Annotated in this window: 25 protein-coding genes; all 25 read left to right on the top strand. The window is 61.3% G+C overall.

Annotation, left to right across the window (positions count from 1 at the left end; all coding sequences use genetic code 11):
- Nucleotides 1-62 precede the first annotated feature (62 nt).
- On the top strand, nucleotides 63-260 hold the full coding sequence (locus tag HMPREF2604_RS07490; protein WP_070564467.1) for a hypothetical protein: 198 nt from the start codon (nucleotides 63-65) through the stop codon (nucleotides 258-260).
- Nucleotides 261-371: 111 nt separating this feature from the next.
- Nucleotides 372-938, top strand: coding sequence for a WhiB family transcriptional regulator (locus HMPREF2604_RS07495; RefSeq protein WP_070564471.1), 567 nt, complete (start codon nucleotides 372-374; stop codon nucleotides 936-938).
- Nucleotides 935-1,411, top strand: a complete 477-nt coding sequence (locus HMPREF2604_RS07500) for a RusA family crossover junction endodeoxyribonuclease (RefSeq protein WP_070564474.1) — start codon at nucleotides 935-937, stop codon at nucleotides 1,409-1,411. The genes HMPREF2604_RS07495 and HMPREF2604_RS07500 overlap by 4 nt, the downstream gene beginning before the upstream one ends.
- 92 nt (nucleotides 1,412-1,503) lie before the next feature.
- Nucleotides 1,504-1,698 carry a hypothetical protein gene (locus HMPREF2604_RS07505; protein WP_070564478.1) on the top strand — a complete coding sequence of 65 codons (195 nt, stop codon included), beginning with the start codon at nucleotides 1,504-1,506 and terminating at the stop codon, nucleotides 1,696-1,698.
- A gap of 621 nt (nucleotides 1,699-2,319) precedes the next feature.
- The gene (locus tag HMPREF2604_RS07520) at nucleotides 2,320-2,646 is read left to right on the top strand and encodes a WhiB family transcriptional regulator (RefSeq protein WP_070564487.1); all 327 of its coding nucleotides are present in this window, start codon (nucleotides 2,320-2,322) and stop codon (nucleotides 2,644-2,646) included.
- Nucleotides 2,643-2,852, top strand: a complete 210-nt coding sequence (locus tag HMPREF2604_RS07525; protein WP_070564489.1) for a hypothetical protein — start codon at nucleotides 2,643-2,645, stop codon at nucleotides 2,850-2,852. Before HMPREF2604_RS07520 ends, HMPREF2604_RS07525 begins: the two co-directional genes overlap by 4 nt.
- Nucleotides 2,852-3,058 carry a hypothetical protein gene (locus HMPREF2604_RS07530; protein ID WP_070564492.1) on the top strand — a complete coding sequence of 69 codons (207 nt, stop codon included), beginning with the start codon at nucleotides 2,852-2,854 and terminating at the stop codon, nucleotides 3,056-3,058. The genes HMPREF2604_RS07525 and HMPREF2604_RS07530 overlap by 1 nt, the downstream gene beginning before the upstream one ends.
- Nucleotides 3,059-3,066: 8 nt before the next feature.
- Nucleotides 3,067-3,498, top strand: coding sequence for a dUTP diphosphatase (gene dut / locus HMPREF2604_RS07535; protein ID WP_070564495.1), 432 nt, complete (start codon nucleotides 3,067-3,069; stop codon nucleotides 3,496-3,498).
- Between the two features lie 90 nt (nucleotides 3,499-3,588).
- Nucleotides 3,589-3,861, top strand: coding sequence for a hypothetical protein (locus tag HMPREF2604_RS07540; RefSeq protein ID WP_070564499.1), 273 nt, complete (start codon nucleotides 3,589-3,591; stop codon nucleotides 3,859-3,861).
- A 101-nt stretch (nucleotides 3,862-3,962) separates the two neighbouring features.
- Nucleotides 3,963-4,154, top strand: a complete 192-nt coding sequence (locus HMPREF2604_RS07545; protein ID WP_070564502.1) for a hypothetical protein — start codon at nucleotides 3,963-3,965, stop codon at nucleotides 4,152-4,154.
- A complete protein-coding gene (locus HMPREF2604_RS07550) occupies nucleotides 4,154-4,579 on the top strand; it encodes a hypothetical protein (protein WP_070564505.1) in 426 nt (141 codons plus the stop codon). The genes HMPREF2604_RS07545 and HMPREF2604_RS07550 overlap by 1 nt, the downstream gene beginning before the upstream one ends.
- Nucleotides 4,576-4,815 carry a hypothetical protein gene (locus HMPREF2604_RS07555; RefSeq protein WP_070564508.1) on the top strand — a complete coding sequence of 80 codons (240 nt, stop codon included), beginning with the start codon at nucleotides 4,576-4,578 and terminating at the stop codon, nucleotides 4,813-4,815. The genes HMPREF2604_RS07550 and HMPREF2604_RS07555 overlap by 4 nt, the downstream gene beginning before the upstream one ends.
- A 45-nt stretch (nucleotides 4,816-4,860) precedes the next feature.
- Nucleotides 4,861-5,478 (top strand): ParB N-terminal domain-containing protein, encoded by a 618-nt coding sequence (locus HMPREF2604_RS07560; protein WP_070564511.1) that lies wholly within the window; start codon nucleotides 4,861-4,863, stop codon nucleotides 5,476-5,478.
- Entirely contained in the window at nucleotides 5,479-6,666 is a 1,188-nt protein-coding gene (locus HMPREF2604_RS07565; RefSeq protein WP_070564514.1) for an ABC transporter ATP-binding protein, read from the top strand.
- Nucleotides 6,667-7,296, top strand: a complete 630-nt coding sequence (locus HMPREF2604_RS07570) for a formyltransferase family protein (RefSeq protein ID WP_070564517.1) — start codon at nucleotides 6,667-6,669, stop codon at nucleotides 7,294-7,296. It begins immediately after the preceding gene.
- A gap of 147 nt (nucleotides 7,297-7,443) precedes the next feature.
- The gene (locus tag HMPREF2604_RS07575; protein ID WP_070564520.1) at nucleotides 7,444-8,073 is read left to right on the top strand and encodes a ParB/RepB/Spo0J family partition protein; all 630 of its coding nucleotides are present in this window, start codon (nucleotides 7,444-7,446) and stop codon (nucleotides 8,071-8,073) included.
- Nucleotides 8,070-8,249 (top strand): hypothetical protein, encoded by a 180-nt coding sequence (locus HMPREF2604_RS07580; protein ID WP_070564522.1) that lies wholly within the window; start codon nucleotides 8,070-8,072, stop codon nucleotides 8,247-8,249. The genes HMPREF2604_RS07575 and HMPREF2604_RS07580 overlap by 4 nt, the downstream gene beginning before the upstream one ends.
- A complete protein-coding gene (locus HMPREF2604_RS07585) occupies nucleotides 8,246-8,458 on the top strand; it encodes a hypothetical protein (protein ID WP_070564525.1) in 213 nt (70 codons plus the stop codon). The genes HMPREF2604_RS07580 and HMPREF2604_RS07585 overlap by 4 nt, the downstream gene beginning before the upstream one ends.
- A gap of 37 nt (nucleotides 8,459-8,495) precedes the next feature.
- Nucleotides 8,496-8,798 (top strand): hypothetical protein, encoded by a 303-nt coding sequence (locus HMPREF2604_RS07590; RefSeq protein ID WP_246818395.1) that lies wholly within the window; start codon nucleotides 8,496-8,498, stop codon nucleotides 8,796-8,798.
- Nucleotides 8,799-8,856: 58 nt separating this feature from the next.
- Nucleotides 8,857-9,279 (top strand): hypothetical protein, encoded by a 423-nt coding sequence (locus HMPREF2604_RS07595; RefSeq protein WP_070564531.1) that lies wholly within the window; start codon nucleotides 8,857-8,859, stop codon nucleotides 9,277-9,279.
- Nucleotides 9,272-10,543 (top strand): PBSX family phage terminase large subunit, encoded by a 1,272-nt coding sequence (locus tag HMPREF2604_RS07600; RefSeq protein ID WP_070564535.1) that lies wholly within the window; start codon nucleotides 9,272-9,274, stop codon nucleotides 10,541-10,543. Before HMPREF2604_RS07595 ends, HMPREF2604_RS07600 begins: the two co-directional genes overlap by 8 nt.
- 214 nt (nucleotides 10,544-10,757) lie before the next feature.
- Entirely contained in the window at nucleotides 10,758-12,332 is a 1,575-nt protein-coding gene (locus HMPREF2604_RS07605) for a hypothetical protein (RefSeq protein WP_070564538.1), read from the top strand.
- A 3-nt stretch (nucleotides 12,333-12,335) separates the two neighbouring features.
- Nucleotides 12,336-13,430 (top strand): phage minor capsid protein, encoded by a 1,095-nt coding sequence (locus HMPREF2604_RS07610; RefSeq protein ID WP_070564541.1) that lies wholly within the window; start codon nucleotides 12,336-12,338, stop codon nucleotides 13,428-13,430.
- A gap of 81 nt (nucleotides 13,431-13,511) precedes the next feature.
- Nucleotides 13,512-14,189 carry a hypothetical protein gene (locus HMPREF2604_RS07615; protein ID WP_070564544.1) on the top strand — a complete coding sequence of 226 codons (678 nt, stop codon included), beginning with the start codon at nucleotides 13,512-13,514 and terminating at the stop codon, nucleotides 14,187-14,189.
- A gap of 11 nt (nucleotides 14,190-14,200) precedes the next feature.
- A complete protein-coding gene (locus tag HMPREF2604_RS07620; protein ID WP_070564547.1) occupies nucleotides 14,201-15,112 on the top strand; it encodes a phage capsid protein in 912 nt (303 codons plus the stop codon).
- The last annotated feature ends 80 nt before the right edge of the window (nucleotides 15,113-15,192 follow it).

Consider the following 15,192-nt stretch of genomic DNA (forward strand, 5'->3'; position numbering starts at 1 on the left):
GGCGCGTGTCGCCCCTGTGTTCTAATATTGCCTTCGTTAGCCGCCGAGAGTGAGGAGACGCCATGCCGCCTACCGTTATTGAGTCCGCTAGTGGCACTGTCCGTGTGGAGTCGTTTACTGACACGACGCCAGGTGATGAGTACGCCGCTGTATCGCTGGAAGTCGCGGGCGTTCAGGTTGATTTGAGTGTCGAGCAGGCGGAGGTGCTGGCGCGAGGTTTGTGGGCTCATCGGGGGCATCTTTCCGCCGCCCCCATCTAGTCCCATCGTGTCCTAGAGCGTCTTGTGTGGCTGGGGGGATTGGCACACAAGATCGAACGGTGAACAATAGCTCACGACACAGGAATCCCACCAGCACCACTAGGGAACGTCGTGAAGCCAGCCTGCACCAACACCAAGAACCGAGCATTCATCAACCCCGCCAGAGCACCGCACAACAGCATCGAGGCAGCGCTCAAAATGTGCCACGCCTGCCCACTCCTCAAGCGCTGCGCCTCCGATGCCCTCACCTCAGGCACAAGCCTAAGCGAGGACTTGAGGGCACCCGCCGCCGACGTCATACAGGCAGGCGTCATCTGCCACGGCGACCTAGACACCGCCTACAAGCTCGCCGCCATCGCCCAGATGGAGGTACCCGCCTACCTTATCGAGACGACACACCGCGACAACATCGGCGCCCGCCGCCCTGACAGGTGCCGAAACTGCAACCGCCCAATGACCAAGTGGAACCGCCACGAGGAGCAGCCGGAGGGCTACCAGATGCACTATGCCCGGGGCTTCTGCACGTCCTGCCGCTCCGCCTATGCCCAGTGGAAGAAAGAGCACCCGACTGAGCAGCGGGGCCTGAGGAAGCCGATAGACCGCAAGCGCCATTCCGCACCGCCCCGCAAGCGAGGGGCCGTCACCATCCAGCCGACTTTATTTGAGATTCCAGCATGACAGAACCGTTCCTCATGTCCTACCCGGACAGCCCCCAGCACCTCGCGACTATCGAGCTCCCGTGGGAGAAACCACCCCTGAGCCTGAACGACTCCGCCCCGGCGTCGAGGGGCGCGGTGTGGGGGCGTGCCGCGAAGAAGCGGGAGATTCAGCAGGCCGTTCATCTTTTGGCACGTAACGTGCGGATGCCGGAGGGTATGGACTATCTGATTGTGCAGCTGCATTATCGGCCTCGTGATAATCGGGGTCGGGATACGGATAATGTGGCGGCGTCTGGGAAGCCGATTTATGACGCGCTGTCGAGGGGGTCTAAGCAGATTCCCGGCTTGGGGTTGGTGCCGGATGACTTGCCGAGGTTTATGGGGAAGCCGGAGCCGGTTATTTGGCCTGCCGTGAAGGGATTGAGGGGTCGTATGTGGATGGATTTGTGGGTGTGTGAGAGTGCCCCTGAACCCTACGTGAGGGCAGGCTAGAGTACTCAATTTTACATTTCGTAAACTGTCATATATACTTAAACACGTAAGCAAGAGCAGCCCCTGCAAGGGCTAGCAGAAAGGAAAAGAAAATGACCACCTACGCCCGCCGCGACGACGCCATCACCCGCGAAATCATTGAGCCGCTCGGTGAGTACGCGAACGAGCACAACATCGACGCCATCGCCGACCAGCTCATCATCTGCGACGGCACCGGCCTCAACCCCGAGTACAGCATCGACGAGGACGCCGACTTCTGGGGCATCGTCGCAGCCAACGCCCTCTAGCCCAACGGCGCGGGCGTCACCACGCGGGGGAGGGGAGCGCATTCCGCGAATCACGCTCACACCCTGCAAGAGTGCGAAGAACGGGCACTAGCTCCTCACTAACCGCGCCTGCAAGCGCGTCACAATCACCGCAGAAAGGAATAGCACAATGTTCAAGCGCAAGGGCCGCCACTGGCCCCGCAACATCTCCAACCCGCGTCACGCACGGATGCTCATTGCTGAGCACCAATCCGGGGTGAAAGGCGGCGCGGGGAAGTGACTCACAAAATCACCTACAGGGTGCAGCACTGGGGCCGAGAAGATGACACGTGGTCATGGTTCGGCACCAGCGAGCACGCCACCCCCAACGGGGCAGTAAAGGAAATGCGCCGGATGGAAACACTATTCCCCCATGGCGTGTTCAGAGTTGTTGAGCGGCACGTACAGGAGGTGATTTACCGTGTTCCGGCAGAGAACGGGTAGGACCACAGTGTTCTGCGAAGTAGACGGGGACGTTCGGGAGGTTGGCACCTACAGGTCTAAATGGGCCGCGAACTTCCGCGTCCGCATCCTCTCCGAGGCCGGTATTGAGGCATGGACGAAACCAGAAATGAGACTCCTATTTAACGAGGTGGGCTACTAATGCGGGCCGATGCCTACCACTGGGCCGAGGACGCCAAGTGTAGATCCCTACACCCCGAATTATTCGACCTTCAGGGCGATAAAAGGCCCCTTGAGGCTAAGCGTTCCATGGCGCGCAGACTCTGTGAGGGCTGCCCCGTTATTGCGGAGTGCGCCGAGGACGTTCTACGGCATGATTCCTTTGGTCTTGTTCGCGCAGGGCTATGGACCACCGGCTGGATGTGCGGCGGCCCTGCGAACCCCGGGGCGAAGAAGGGGGCCTTAGTGAGGGAGCTTCAAATCATCGCAGCCACCGGTCAACTCCCGGAGTTCGAGGAGGCGATATGAACCGAATAGGCGCGGATGCATCCTACTACCAAGAAAAGCTGAAACAGCTCGAAGACAGGCTCCTCGCCTACTCCTACGGAATCGACCACCTCAAGCACTACAGCAACGATGATCCAACCCCCGCAGAATTACAAGACCTCGGTGCAGCAGACCTAGCCAAAGCAGCTGCACACGTCATCGGCCTCATTAGGCGAGGCGAGTACTAATGCCCTACGTGGAGATGACAGCGGCAGACCTACCTAATTACAGGGTTTGCCGCATTGTCCTGGACCCCGACACATATGACCCCCGATTGGTGCCCGACCGCCTGGTCTACGCCGCCCGAGAAGGTGGCTACGTGCACGGGGCAACCCGAGATGGACGCTTCACCATCGAAGCCGCTGCACCAGTCCTTATTGACCCTGAATCCTAGGAACCACAATGAACGTTAATTACAGTCTCGACCATCACGCTTCCCCACCGCGTCGTGCTCATGCAGATGATGCGGGCATTGACCTAGCCCTCAGCCACTACGCCGCTATCCCGGTTGGGGAGCACCGCCTGTGCCACACTGGGGTGCATGTGGCTATCCCGGCTGGGCATGTGGGCATGGTGTTTGTGCGCAGCAGCACCGGAATTAAGAAACACCTTGTGCTAAGTAACGGTACCGGCATCATCGATAGCGGCTACACGGGGGAAATCATGCTGTCCCTGCATAACGTGGGGCGCCGTATGCGGGTTATTGAGCCGGAGGAGTATATCGCCCAGCTTGTGGTTGTTCCTATCCCGAGGTTCGAGTTGGTGCGGGTTTCTGAACTTGCCGTTTCTGAGCGCGGCACTGACGGCATTGGTTCCACCGATAGTACCGCATAGGGAGCTAATTTTACATTCTGTAAACTACGGTGTAGACTTAAGGACGTAAGCAAGAAAGGCTCCTGCAAGAGCCCACAGAAAGGAATCACAATGAACGCCCAGACCACAACCTTCACCCAGAACTCCTGGACCGTCACCATCACCGGCAACAAGACCATGCACTTCGTCAACATCGAGCAGCGCGACGACATAGCCGCGACCATCACATGGGAAGACGACCAGGCCAAGGTCACCCCTAGGCTCCTCTCCACCATGACCGAGGCAGAAGCAAATGACTACGCGGTCCAAATCCAAATTGCGGCTAGCGCGGCCTTTGAGATTACAAAGCAGGTCAAGGAGATCGTGCGGAGGTTCCCGGCGTAAATAGCCGAAAACGGCCCGACTGGCAGACACCAAGGTTCGAGTCCCTGACGGGCACTAGCGCCACCTGCAAGCGGCGCCCCACTACGCAGAAAGGAACCACCATGAGCATCGAGCAACGCCTCAACGAAGAAGTACAGGTGTACCGACTCGGCGACGGACTCAGCTTCACCCCAACTAGCAAGCACCCCACCGGCGTACTAATTGGCTTCTTCTACCACGGGGGAACCCAAATCGGCAGGGGATGCCTAAAGGTCAACGGCGACCAGTACGACGCGACACTTGGGGGCTGCTAATGGCTATCAAAAAATCACCCCTCTGGCACTCACGCGAAGAGTTCAGGGGACTACTCGCGGCCCATGAGACGCTCAATTACCTGCGCTCGGCTGAACATATGAAGCTGGAAATCTGCACGCTTCACCTGCCGCCGCACTTGAAGCGGCGGGTGCGCGACGCGGCCGATCAGCGGGGGATAGCGCGAAACGGGATGCTCATCGAAATTGTCCTGAGCTACCTCTCCTCCGACACTCAATACACACCGGAGAACCGTGTCGTGGCGAACAAGCGAACCGCTACACAAACAAGCTTCCGGCTACCGTCACCGGCGATTGATCACATGCGCTGGCTTGCCGACGCCCGGGGGATAACGATCTCTCAGCTCACGGCGGACATGATTGTCGAGTACTTCAACAAAGCCGAGGCTGAGGATGATGCGGCATGAGGTATGACGTCTGGTTCAACTTCAACCACCCGCAGGTCGCCGAAATCAGGGCGCTAGACGGCGACACGATAGAGACGGTGGACTGGTTCTATATCCCCGCTGGTTGTCTCGTAGATAGCCCGTCTAGCCCGGGGGATTGGCATATCTTGCGCACGTGTGAGCTGAGGTGGCTGTTTAAGAGTTACGGCTGGCGGCTTATGTCCGAAGGGGATTCTGTGTGGGCCGAGAAACTTTAGCGGGTTTCCGCTGACCGCTGGGGAACCTCCCTAGCCTGCATACTCATGACGGAAAAGGACACAGCTAACATCGGCACCCCGCAACGTGTGCCACTAACAGACCTCAACCTGTATCACAAGAACCCCCGGCTCGGAGATGTGCAGGCTATTAAGGGCAGCATCGTCGCAAACGGCATCTTCCGCCCCGTAGTCGTCAACAAGGGCACCTACACCGACAAGCCGAACGAAATTCTTGCCGGTAATCACACGGTGAAAGCAATTCGTGAGCTCGCCGAGGAGCACCCCGATGATGCTCGTTACCAGCATGTAGATGTGTGGATGGTTGACGTCGACGCGGAGCGCGCTGCCCGCATTGTTCTGGCGGACAACCGCACCGCCGACCTCGGCTCATACGACAATGAGGAGCTACTCGGGCTCCTCGAGACCGTGGACTACGACCTCGACGGTACGGGCTACGACTACGGAGACGTAGACGACCTCCGATCCCTCGCGGAGGACGGCGAGGGGGCGCCCGGCAGCGCGGGGCTACTCGACGAGCCCGAAACCGACAACTACCGGGAAACATACGCCGTCACCGTCGTGTGCGCCGACGCCGAAGAACAGGAGAAAGTATTTAACCGCCTAACCGGGGAGGGCTACGACTGCAAGGTGGTGACCGTCTAAATGCCTATCAAAATCAACGTGGACAATAGGTGCGCCGACTCAAACACGTACCGCGCAAACCGCGTCAGGTCGATGTTTAACGCCACAAGCGAACAGGCAACACACTTCACCCTTGACGCCACCCTAGGCGTCGAGGAGGACGGGGACTGGCAAATCGGCGTCGTCGTCGGCCCGTCCGGCTCCGGGAAAACCTCAATCGGAAAGCAACTCTTCGGCGGCGGCCACATCTACGAACCCAGCGGCTGGGAGCATGACAAGCCCATCGTTGACTGCATCGACCCGGGCGGCGACTTCGACGCGGTAACCGGGGCGCTCTCCCAGGCCGGGCTTGGCGACGTACCCGCGTGGCTACGCCCCTACCACGTCCTCTCAAACGGGCAGAAGTTCCGCGCCGACCTCGCGAAGATACTAGCGGAGCGACCGGACCGGGTAATTATCGACGAGTTCTCCTCCGTCGTTGACCGGCAGATCGCCAGGGTCGGGGCGGGGGCGTTCGCCAAGGGCTGGCGGCGTGGGCCGGGTAGGGCCGTCCTTCTTTCCTGCCACTACGACGTCCTGGACTGGCTGGAGCCCGACTGGGTATTTGATACGGCAACGGGCGAGTTCCGTGGACGGGAGGGGGTTCAACACTTTAAAAGGCCAAGGATCGACGTGGAGATCCGGATGGGCGGGTGGGAGCTATGGCCGCTTTTTAAGCCGCATCACTACCTAGACTCCGGCCCTATGCCAATGGCGAAGTGCTACGCCGGTTTCGTAGATGGCGAGCCGGTAGTACACCTCGGCGTGGGAACACGGAACGTACCCGTGAGGCGTAACGGCAGACGCCTACAGGCGGTTGAGGCCCGCGCCTGCCGCATGGTCACGATGCCCGAGTGGCAGGGGGCCGGGGTGGGTACACGGTTCCTCAACACGGTTTGCCAGATTCAGCTCGACGGTAACGGGGTACTCCCGGGCCGCAAAATGACAACGGTGTTCCACACCTCCCACCCGGCGCTCTGCGGGTACCTCCGGCACTCCGGGAAGTGGCGACAGGTGTCCGGCATGACCTCCGGCGTAAACAAGGGAAGGTCGGAGACCTCAATGGCCGCAACCTCCAGCCGGGGTAGAAAACTTGGATACGGCGGCCACCTCCGCGCCGTCCAAGGCTTCCGCTACTACGGCGACAACTACAAGAAAGGCACCCCATAAATGGCAAAAATCTACCTCGCCGGTTCAGGCGCATTCGGCGCGGCCTGCGCCCAGGCCCTCACCAACGCCGGGCACACACTCCTCGGCATCGCCGCCCCCGAAGAAGGACGCGGCGGGCGGGGCGAAGCCCTCACCAACTGGGCCATGAGCCGCCACCTACCCCGCACCTCCAACGCCCTACTACGGGCCGACGACATCCCCGACGGCACGGACCTCATCCTCACCGCCCACTCCCACGCCTTCGTCGGCAGAAAAACCCGCGCCCGCGCCCCCTACGCCCTCGGCTACCACCCCAGCCTCCTACCCCTCCACAGGGGCCGCGCCGCCGTCGAGTGGACCGCCCGCATGAACGAGCGCGTCACCGGGGGCACCATCTACCACCTCACCGACAACGTAGACGGCGGCCCAATCGCCGCCCAGCGCCACGTAATCCTCCCGCCCCGCCTCACCGCCTCCGAAATCTGGCGCGAGTACCTATTCCCCCTCGGGGTAGAGATGGTGGTCGACACCGCCGACGCCGTAGACGCCGGGAACGTCCCCTACCAACCACAGGACGAAAGGAAGGCAACATGGGAGCCGTCCCTAGACTCAAAGCCCCTCTACCGGCCCGAGCTACTGGAGCTACCGTGACCACCGAGGCTAACGACCCCTGGGACCCGCAACCGGCGATAGCCGCCCTACAGGAGGCGTTCGACGGGGCCGCCACAAACCTGAGCCCACCCCGCTCAACCGTAGCCCCCGGCTGACCGCCCCCCGTAGTGCCCGACACTCAGCATCATGGAAGCAAAGGACACCACGGGGCACCTCGAACACCTCCCCATTGAGCAGCTCCGCACCTACGGCCGGAACCCGCGCAAGGGAAACATCCCGGCGATTAAAAACAGTCTCAGGAACCACGGGCAGTTTAAGCCCCTCCTTGTGAACACCGGCTCCCAAACTGGGGAAGAATGGGCCGTCCTCGCCGGGAACCACACGCTCGCCGCCATGCGGGAACTCAATCAGGAAGCGCAGGAGGCGGGCCTAGACCAGCCGCATCTCATGGTCCCGTGCTACGTCATCGACGTCGACGCCACGCAGGCAGCAGAGATCGTCCTCGTGGACAACAAAACATCTGACGAGGCCACCTACAACGACGAGGCCCTCCTCGACCTCCTCGACTGGCTACCAGACCTCGACGCCACCGGCTACACACAGGAAGACCTCACCGCCCTCGAGGACACCCTCAACCCCACAGAGGAACCACCCCGGGAAGAGGTGACGAACCCCTACGAGGACTTCATCACCGTACGCCTACAACTCCCCCCACACCTCGCGCAGCAGTGGCTCACACACACCACAGCATTCGACAGTGACGAGGAAGCACTCGAATACCTACTCGACCACAACGGGCAGGAGGCGGGCCAGTGAACATCATCGTCACCTACGTCATCGCCGGAGTCATCCACTACGAGGAGCACGAAAACATCCTCACAGTCACCATAGGGGAGGCTGGGGAACTCAACATCGTAGAGAGGGGCGGTGGCACCAGCCGCATCTACGCTCCCGGCGTGTGGAAAACCGTCGATTACCAAGACTTCTCATGAGCCGCACCGACACCACCTGGCTATGCGTCAGCAAACAAGGCGACCGCTTCAACCCGAAGAAGATGGTCATCCTCTCCGAACACGCAACCATCGGGCAAGCCAGAGGAACCGCACCCCTCCACGCCATGAGCGGCATCCCGGACGTCCGCATCGTCCGGCGTGAAACCACCTACACCGCCATGAACTACAAGGACGCGGGGAAGGGCTAAACCGACCGCGCCGCCACACCCGGCACACTCGGCCGTGATGGAACAGCTGCAACTCATACAAGCCCCCTACATGCGGGAATGCCACATCCTCGGAGACTGGGCACACCACGCCGACAAAGCAATCAAGCAACTAGCATCCACCGGTCAGCCCTTCACCGCCGACGATGTACGCGCCCTCATACCCGACGGCCTAACCCCGGCACATAACAACGCCTGGGGCGGCCTCTTCTCCGCCTGGCGCACTCACGGAACCATCACGCCTATCGGGTACCGGCAGTCAGCCCACGGGCCGAGACACGGCGGGATACAACGCATCTGGAAAGGAACACGCAACGACTAGCGCCCAGGCATCATCTGACCCCATGAACTACTGATAATAAGCGAAATAGGAGACACCAATGGCTAAACGAGGCATGACCCCTAAACGCGCCGAACGCGCCGCCAAAGTCGTCACACTGCACGACGGCGGAGCCACCTTCGAGGCCATCGCAAAGCAGCTCGGAATCAGCTACACACAGGCCAGGAACGACTACGAGCGCGCCATGGAGGACGCCCGCCCAGACAATGCCCGGCATGTCTTCGCTAAACTCACCAGGCGTCTCAACCGCCTACACGCCGCCTACTGGAAACGGGCACTGGAGGGCGATATTAAAGCGGCCCGCCTCGTCCTCGACATTAATAAGCAGCTCGCCCAACTATGGGGGCTGGAGGGCGCGGTGAAGCTCGATATCGAGGTGACGGGTGGTGATGAGTTCGCTTCGGCTATCACAAGCTTCAGGGCCAGTATCGAGGCTATGGGTGCGACACTAGACGATGAGTAACGAGGGTTTCCGTTTCTCTCGGGGGCAGGTCACCGCCATTGCGCGCTCAACCCATGCCCTCAATATCTGGTATGGCTCCGTGTCCTCCGGTAAGACACTCGCCTGGCTGTTCATGATGCTGGGGGAGATTAAGCAGGCCGGTACGTCCGGAAGTATCGTCATCTGCGGTAAATCACTTGACGCGATCTACCAGAACGTGTTCATGCCCCTGCAGACGGAGCCTATCTTTGCGACCGCCGCCCCCTTCATCCACTACGTGAGGCGCAACCCGACGGCTACCATCTTCGGCCGTGAGGTTCAGGTGATTGGGGTGAACGACCAGGGGGCTGAGGGCAGGATTCGAGGCGGCACCTACCAGCTCCTCTTTTATGACGAGTTGACTCTTTGCCCGGAAAACGTGTGGGAAATGCTCTGGTCACGCATGCGCGCCACGGGCAACCCAAACCCCCCTCGAGTGTTCGCCACCACCAACCCGGCAACACCAGCCCACTACCTCAAGACGAACTTTATCGACAAGCCGGGCGAGACCGACACCTACGCCCGACTGTTCACAATGGACGATAACCCAGGCCTCACCGAGGACTACAAGGAGCGCATGAAGGCGTCCTATACGGGTATCTTCTACCGGCGCATGATTCGGGGCGAGTGGGCTGCTGCTGAGGGCGCGGTGTACGAGTCATGGGACCCGGACATGGTGAAGGACCGGGCCATGGGGACCGTGCTGGCCGTCGGCATTGACTACGGCACCAACCACCCCTCAGCTGGGTACGCGCTCACCGTGACCGAGGACGGGCTACAGATAACACACGAGTGGTCGCCGCAAACAATCGGCCTAGGGGGCCGTACGCGCCTCACTGACGGCGAGCTAGCGGATTCCCTACAAGAGTGGCTAGACGCCCTACCGAACCAGCCTAAGGGCCTATACATCGACCCCGCCGCTGCTTCATTCCATGAGGAGCTACGCCGCCGAAAAGTCAGGACTACTAAAGCCGATAACAGCGTCGTCGATGGTATCCGCCAAGTTGACTCGCTACTCACCAGCGGGGCGCTCACTATTGCCGAGGACTGCAAGAGACTTATTGAGGAGATACCCGGCTACCGGTGGGATGCCTCAGCGGCAGAACGCGGCAAGGACGCCCCGGTAAAGGAGCTAGACGACCACTGTGACGCCATGCGGTACGCCGTGTACTCGTCCCGCCACTTGTGGGGGCGTCACGTTGAGAAGCTGAGGGCCCAGCTGACCGCCACCCCGAACGCCGCATAGTCATAGCCGTGCAGGGGCGTTGTGTCGTTCGCATTCTCGGGCACGTAAGCCACCCCGCGCCAGCCAACCACACAGGCCGATATAGGGGCGGATAGGCCACTACCCGCACTCGTTCCCCAACGGCTAAGGTTGCGCGCTCCGTCGCCAACTTCGGCGGTTGACGGGGGCTGCGCCCTTGCACCACCCCGGCAGACGTAGCCAAGGAGGAACACCCATGCCAATGCCCGCCCCAAACACGCCGTGGCCGCCCGAGGAGTACGCCCCGGCGCTTGAGGCAATCCGTCGGGATGATGCGCTTATCTCCGGCCAGGTAGACGTCATTAATGAGCGTCGGGCTAGACAGTACGGCAGGCCATACACCCACCGCACCCAGTTCAACGGCGGTGTGGTTGGCGCGGCATCCCGGGCTTTCTTCGGCAAGCCGCAGCGCCACGCCCCCGACTCATCGCACCTTGTGACGCATCATTTGCCCATCGCCGACGAGCTCACCACAGCCCTAGCTGACTACATGGCAGGCAAACCCCCGCAGGCGAAACTCTCTGCCGAGGATGAGGACAACGCGGAGGCCGCCGAGGCCCTAGACCGCTTGGTGTCATCGGATCGCTTCGCCGCCGACTGGTGGGGCGCGGTATATAGGGCCGGGTCACACGGCTGGGTATATGGCCGCGTGGTGTGGAACCAGTCAGTTGACCCGCACCCGTGGATTGAGTGGGTTGACGCGGATAACGGCATGGCCGAGTTCGAGAATGGACGCCAGACAGCAATCCTATTCTGGGACACCTACCAGCACGACGATGACTATTTCCGCCTACTCCAGCGGCACACACCCGGCCAGATTGAATACCAGCTATTCAAGGGGTCGGACAGTAGCCTCGGCTACCCGGTGCCTTATGACGAGATACCGGAGTCCGCATACCTCATGGAGCTGGAGGGCCTACAGGACGGCACCGTCCTGCCAACCGGCTCGGAGCTCATTACCGCCGACATGCTGGACAACTACCGCCCCCGCCACGCCTGGAGGCAGAAGAAACTCTTGCGCTACTACCACACGTCGGATGTTGCGCGGGCCGCTGGCATCTTCGAGAACATCGACCACAACTGGTCACAGCTCCAACACGAGGTTGAGGCAGCACGCGGCCGCCTCTTCGTCTCCGAGGAACTCTTAGAGAGTGACGGCCCCGGCCAGGGCTCATACCTCGACTGGTTCCGCGACATCTACAAGGCGTCAATGTCCCCGAGTGTCGAGGCGAAACCAACCTTCGAGCAGATCCAATTCGACATGCGTGTCGAGCAATACCTCACTCTGATTGATTCCGGTATCCGTAAAGCGGTATCCGCGTTGGGCCTATCGCCCTTCACCGTAGATATGGACGCGCAGGCAACTGGTGAGATGACGGCGACTGAGACCCGGGCCCGCACCCGCCGTACCCGCGCCACCGCCGACACCAAGGGACGCCACGAGCGCGCCCACCTCTCCCACATCCTCACCGCCTACCTGCACATGGATGCCCTACTGAACGGCTACACGCCGCCCACGAAACCGGTGGTCGTGTCCCTCCCGGACCAGATAGAGGTGTCGGAGCAGGAGCTGACCGGCAGTGTCACGACCGTGTACACCAGTGGCCTCATGTCTATCCGCGCCGCCCTCACAAAGCTGCACCCCGAGTGGACACCCGAGGAGGTTGAGGCTGAGGAGCTAAGAATCAAGCAAGACCAGGCCGCCGCCATGCCGCAGGACCCGCTGCTTGGCCTAGGTGAGGATATGGCCCCGCTATCCGATAGTGAGTAGCCCATGGCGGACAGTAAAGACAGGCAGTCCGCCCGCCTCGTGCGCCTCTATGAGGACGCGGAAATACTGATCCTCCGTGAGCTCTCGGCGGCTATTAAACACGGCACCTATGAGGATGTTAACCGGCTCCTCTACCGCGACGCTGAGGTTCGGAAGCTCCTAGAACGGGCCCGCCGTATCCTCACCGCCGCCGGGGCTAAGGCCAACGGCATGGTGGAGGAGTTAGCCGTGGCGGAGTTTAAGGACGCGATGCTCGGAGTCCTGGAAGATGTAGGGAACAGCGCTGAGGCGATACCCACCGTGGCCGCACTATCGGCCGTACAGGTAGCGGCCACCGGCACCTCGCAGGCGATAGCGTCCACACATCTCAGGGTCGTCCGCGAAGTCTCCGACGTGTACCGCAGTATCACCGCGCAGACGGTACAGTCCGCGATTATTTCTGGGGTTGACCACAGGGCGGCTATGAGGCACGCCCTCAACCAGTACGCCGACCGGGGCATCACCGCATTTGTTGATAGGGCCGGGCGTAAATGGGCGCTTGACTCCTACGTAGACATGTCCGTGAGGACGATGCGGAATCAGGCAACGCAGGAGGGCCACCTGTCCGGTTATGAGCAGGCCGGTGTGGAGCTAGTACGGGCGTCGTGGCACACCGCCTCGGCGCCGCAGTGCTACCCGTTCCAGAACCAGCTGTTAGCAATTTCGGGCGGGGCAGGGGTTAGGGAGATGGTAGACCCAGCCACGGGCGATAAAGTCACCGTGACGGTTAAAGACACGCTACGGGGCGCAATCAGCAAGGGATACCACCATGTCAACTGTCGGCACCGCGATACCGCCTACACCCCCGGCGACCCGACACCACAAGTGCCGATGGATAGCCCGGCTGAGAACAAACGCAAGTACAAGGCGTCCCAGAAGCAGCGGTACATGGAGCGGCAACTCCGCCGCTGGAAACGCCGCGAGGCCGTAGCGCTCACCCCGCTCGACCGGGACACCGCCCGCGCCAAAACAAAAGAGTGGAACCGGCGCATCCGGGAGCACGTAGATGCCCACGAGCACCTCACCCGGTGGTCGCACCGCGAGCGGCCACGTAGCTGACCGCACGCACAACACTCGCATCATCTGAGGCAGTGGCAGACCAGGAGTTACCACAAACCAAGAAGATGAAGGGACACCCATATGTCAGACACCACCGCCTCCGTCACCGGCGAGCAGAACACCGAGAACACCACCCAGCAGCCGGGGCAGGAAGAAGGCCAGGAGCCCACCAGCCCACAACACAACGAGGAAGGGGACGACCGTATCTCCCAACTCAACGCTGAGGCCGCGAAGTGGCGCACGAAGTTCCGCGAGCAGGAAAAGGCGACCGCCGAGTTCGAGAAACGCCAGCAGGAGATCGAGCAGCAGTTCGAGTCCTACAAGCAGAACCTGGCTAAGGTCATGGGCCTTGCGGAGGAGGAAGACGTCGAGGACCTTGGCAAGAAGTACCAGGAGCAGGCTAAGGCCGCAGATGAACGCTACAACCAGCTGCGTCAGCGGGTAGCGCTCACCGAGGCGGTACAGAAGGCTAAGGCTGACCCGGATCTGACTGTCCCCTTCATTAAGGGCGGTGGAGCATTCAACGCCCTTGACCCGTCCGCCGATGACTACGAAGCCCAGGTGGCTGAGCTCGTCGCGGAGACGGTGGCAGCAGTCCCGAAGCTGCGCGCCCAGGTGGCGCCCGCATCTTCCGGTAACGCTCCGACCCCATCCGAAAACAGTGGCTCCCGCAGGCTCACCGTAGAAGACCTGGACAACATGTCCCCTGAGGAAATCTACGCGGCGCGCAAGGCCGGGAAGCTAAACCACCTATTCTAAGGAGATAGCGCATGTCTGTCGCATCCTTTATTCCTAAGCTGTGGGCTCCGGAACTGCTCGTTCCGTTCAAGAAGTCCAGCATCTACACCCAGCCGGGCATCGCTGATACCAAGTACCAGCCGATGCTTCAGGACAGTGGCGACACGGTGGAGATTAACTCCATTGGTAAGGCCACCATCAAGAAACACGACCGTACTAAGGACCTTGAGTACGATGACCTGACCACGACCTCTGCGAAGCTGGTCATGGACCAGGAGCGGTACTACGGTTTCCGCGTCTCCGACGTTGACCGTGTACAGGCGGCCGGTGACTTCGCTTCCGCCGCCACCAACCAGCACGGCTCGGAGATGGCCGACGAGATTGATAAGGCAGTAGCCGAGGCCCTCAAGGAGGGCGCGGGTAACAAGCTGAAGAACCAGCCGGTATTCGACGGCGCCGACTTCTACCGCCCCTCCGACGGCCAGCTCACCGCGTGGGACGTGGTTCGCAAGCTCGCCACCGAGCTGAACAAGGTGTCCGCGCCCACCGCCCAGCGCTGGATCGTGGTCGGCCCTAACTTCGGCTCCGCTCTTCTCGCAGACCGCCGCGTTACCCAGGCAGACGCAACGGGTACCGACATTGTGGCCCGCAATGGCCTCATCTCGTCTATCTCGCAGCTCGGCCTGAACGTGTACCAGTCCAACAACGCCCCGGTCACCTCTGGCCGTGAGGGCATTGTGGCGGGTGTTCCTGGCGCACTTGCGTTCGCCACCCAGCTCCGTGAGCTGGAGGCATTCCGTGACCCGGATCGCTTCGGCGATATTATCCGTGGTCTTCAGGTCTTCGGCGCGAAGGTCGTTAACCCGAAGGGCCTCGTCTATGTGGAGGCTGACGTGAAGCCGGGAACCCTCGGCTCCGCTGCTGCATCCACCCCGGCAGCCTAAAGGCGGGTGGTAGTGCCACGCCCCTGGTTGCCACCGGCACGGTGACCTAAGGCTGGCGCTACACAGGGCGGTCTACCCGT

The organism is Corynebacterium sp. HMSC055A01, from assembly GCF_001809405.1.
GTDB lineage: Bacteria > Actinomycetota > Actinomycetes > Mycobacteriales > Mycobacteriaceae > Corynebacterium > Corynebacterium hesseae.

Coding starts and splice junctions, on each gene's coding strand:
- HMPREF2604_RS07490 (WP_070564467.1), top strand. CDS start 63: ATGCCGCCTACCGTTATTGAGTCCGCTAGTGGCACTGTCCGTGTGGAG.
- HMPREF2604_RS07500 (WP_070564474.1), top strand. CDS start 935: ATGACAGAACCGTTCCTCATGTCCTACCCGGACAGCCCCCAGCACCTC.
- HMPREF2604_RS07505 (WP_070564478.1), top strand. CDS start 1,504: ATGACCACCTACGCCCGCCGCGACGACGCCATCACCCGCGAAATCATT.
- HMPREF2604_RS07520 (WP_070564487.1), top strand. CDS start 2,320: ATGCGGGCCGATGCCTACCACTGGGCCGAGGACGCCAAGTGTAGATCC.
- HMPREF2604_RS07525 (WP_070564489.1), top strand. CDS start 2,643: ATGAACCGAATAGGCGCGGATGCATCCTACTACCAAGAAAAGCTGAAA.
- HMPREF2604_RS07530 (WP_070564492.1), top strand. CDS start 2,852: ATGCCCTACGTGGAGATGACAGCGGCAGACCTACCTAATTACAGGGTT.
- dut (WP_070564495.1), top strand. CDS start 3,067: ATGAACGTTAATTACAGTCTCGACCATCACGCTTCCCCACCGCGTCGT.
- HMPREF2604_RS07540 (WP_070564499.1), top strand. CDS start 3,589: ATGAACGCCCAGACCACAACCTTCACCCAGAACTCCTGGACCGTCACC.
- HMPREF2604_RS07545 (WP_070564502.1), top strand. CDS start 3,963: ATGAGCATCGAGCAACGCCTCAACGAAGAAGTACAGGTGTACCGACTC.
- HMPREF2604_RS07550 (WP_070564505.1), top strand. CDS start 4,154: ATGGCTATCAAAAAATCACCCCTCTGGCACTCACGCGAAGAGTTCAGG.
- HMPREF2604_RS07555 (WP_070564508.1), top strand. CDS start 4,576: ATGAGGTATGACGTCTGGTTCAACTTCAACCACCCGCAGGTCGCCGAA.
- HMPREF2604_RS07560 (WP_070564511.1), top strand. CDS start 4,861: ATGACGGAAAAGGACACAGCTAACATCGGCACCCCGCAACGTGTGCCA.
- HMPREF2604_RS07565 (WP_070564514.1), top strand. CDS start 5,479: ATGCCTATCAAAATCAACGTGGACAATAGGTGCGCCGACTCAAACACG.
- HMPREF2604_RS07570 (WP_070564517.1), top strand. CDS start 6,667: ATGGCAAAAATCTACCTCGCCGGTTCAGGCGCATTCGGCGCGGCCTGC.
- HMPREF2604_RS07575 (WP_070564520.1), top strand. CDS start 7,444: ATGGAAGCAAAGGACACCACGGGGCACCTCGAACACCTCCCCATTGAG.
- HMPREF2604_RS07585 (WP_070564525.1), top strand. CDS start 8,246: ATGAGCCGCACCGACACCACCTGGCTATGCGTCAGCAAACAAGGCGAC.
- HMPREF2604_RS07590 (WP_246818395.1), top strand. CDS start 8,496: ATGGAACAGCTGCAACTCATACAAGCCCCCTACATGCGGGAATGCCAC.
- HMPREF2604_RS07595 (WP_070564531.1), top strand. CDS start 8,857: ATGGCTAAACGAGGCATGACCCCTAAACGCGCCGAACGCGCCGCCAAA.
- HMPREF2604_RS07600 (WP_070564535.1), top strand. CDS start 9,272: ATGAGTAACGAGGGTTTCCGTTTCTCTCGGGGGCAGGTCACCGCCATT.
- HMPREF2604_RS07605 (WP_070564538.1), top strand. CDS start 10,758: ATGCCAATGCCCGCCCCAAACACGCCGTGGCCGCCCGAGGAGTACGCC.
- HMPREF2604_RS07610 (WP_070564541.1), top strand. CDS start 12,336: ATGGCGGACAGTAAAGACAGGCAGTCCGCCCGCCTCGTGCGCCTCTAT.
- HMPREF2604_RS07615 (WP_070564544.1), top strand. CDS start 13,512: ATGTCAGACACCACCGCCTCCGTCACCGGCGAGCAGAACACCGAGAAC.
- HMPREF2604_RS07620 (WP_070564547.1), top strand. CDS start 14,201: ATGTCTGTCGCATCCTTTATTCCTAAGCTGTGGGCTCCGGAACTGCTC.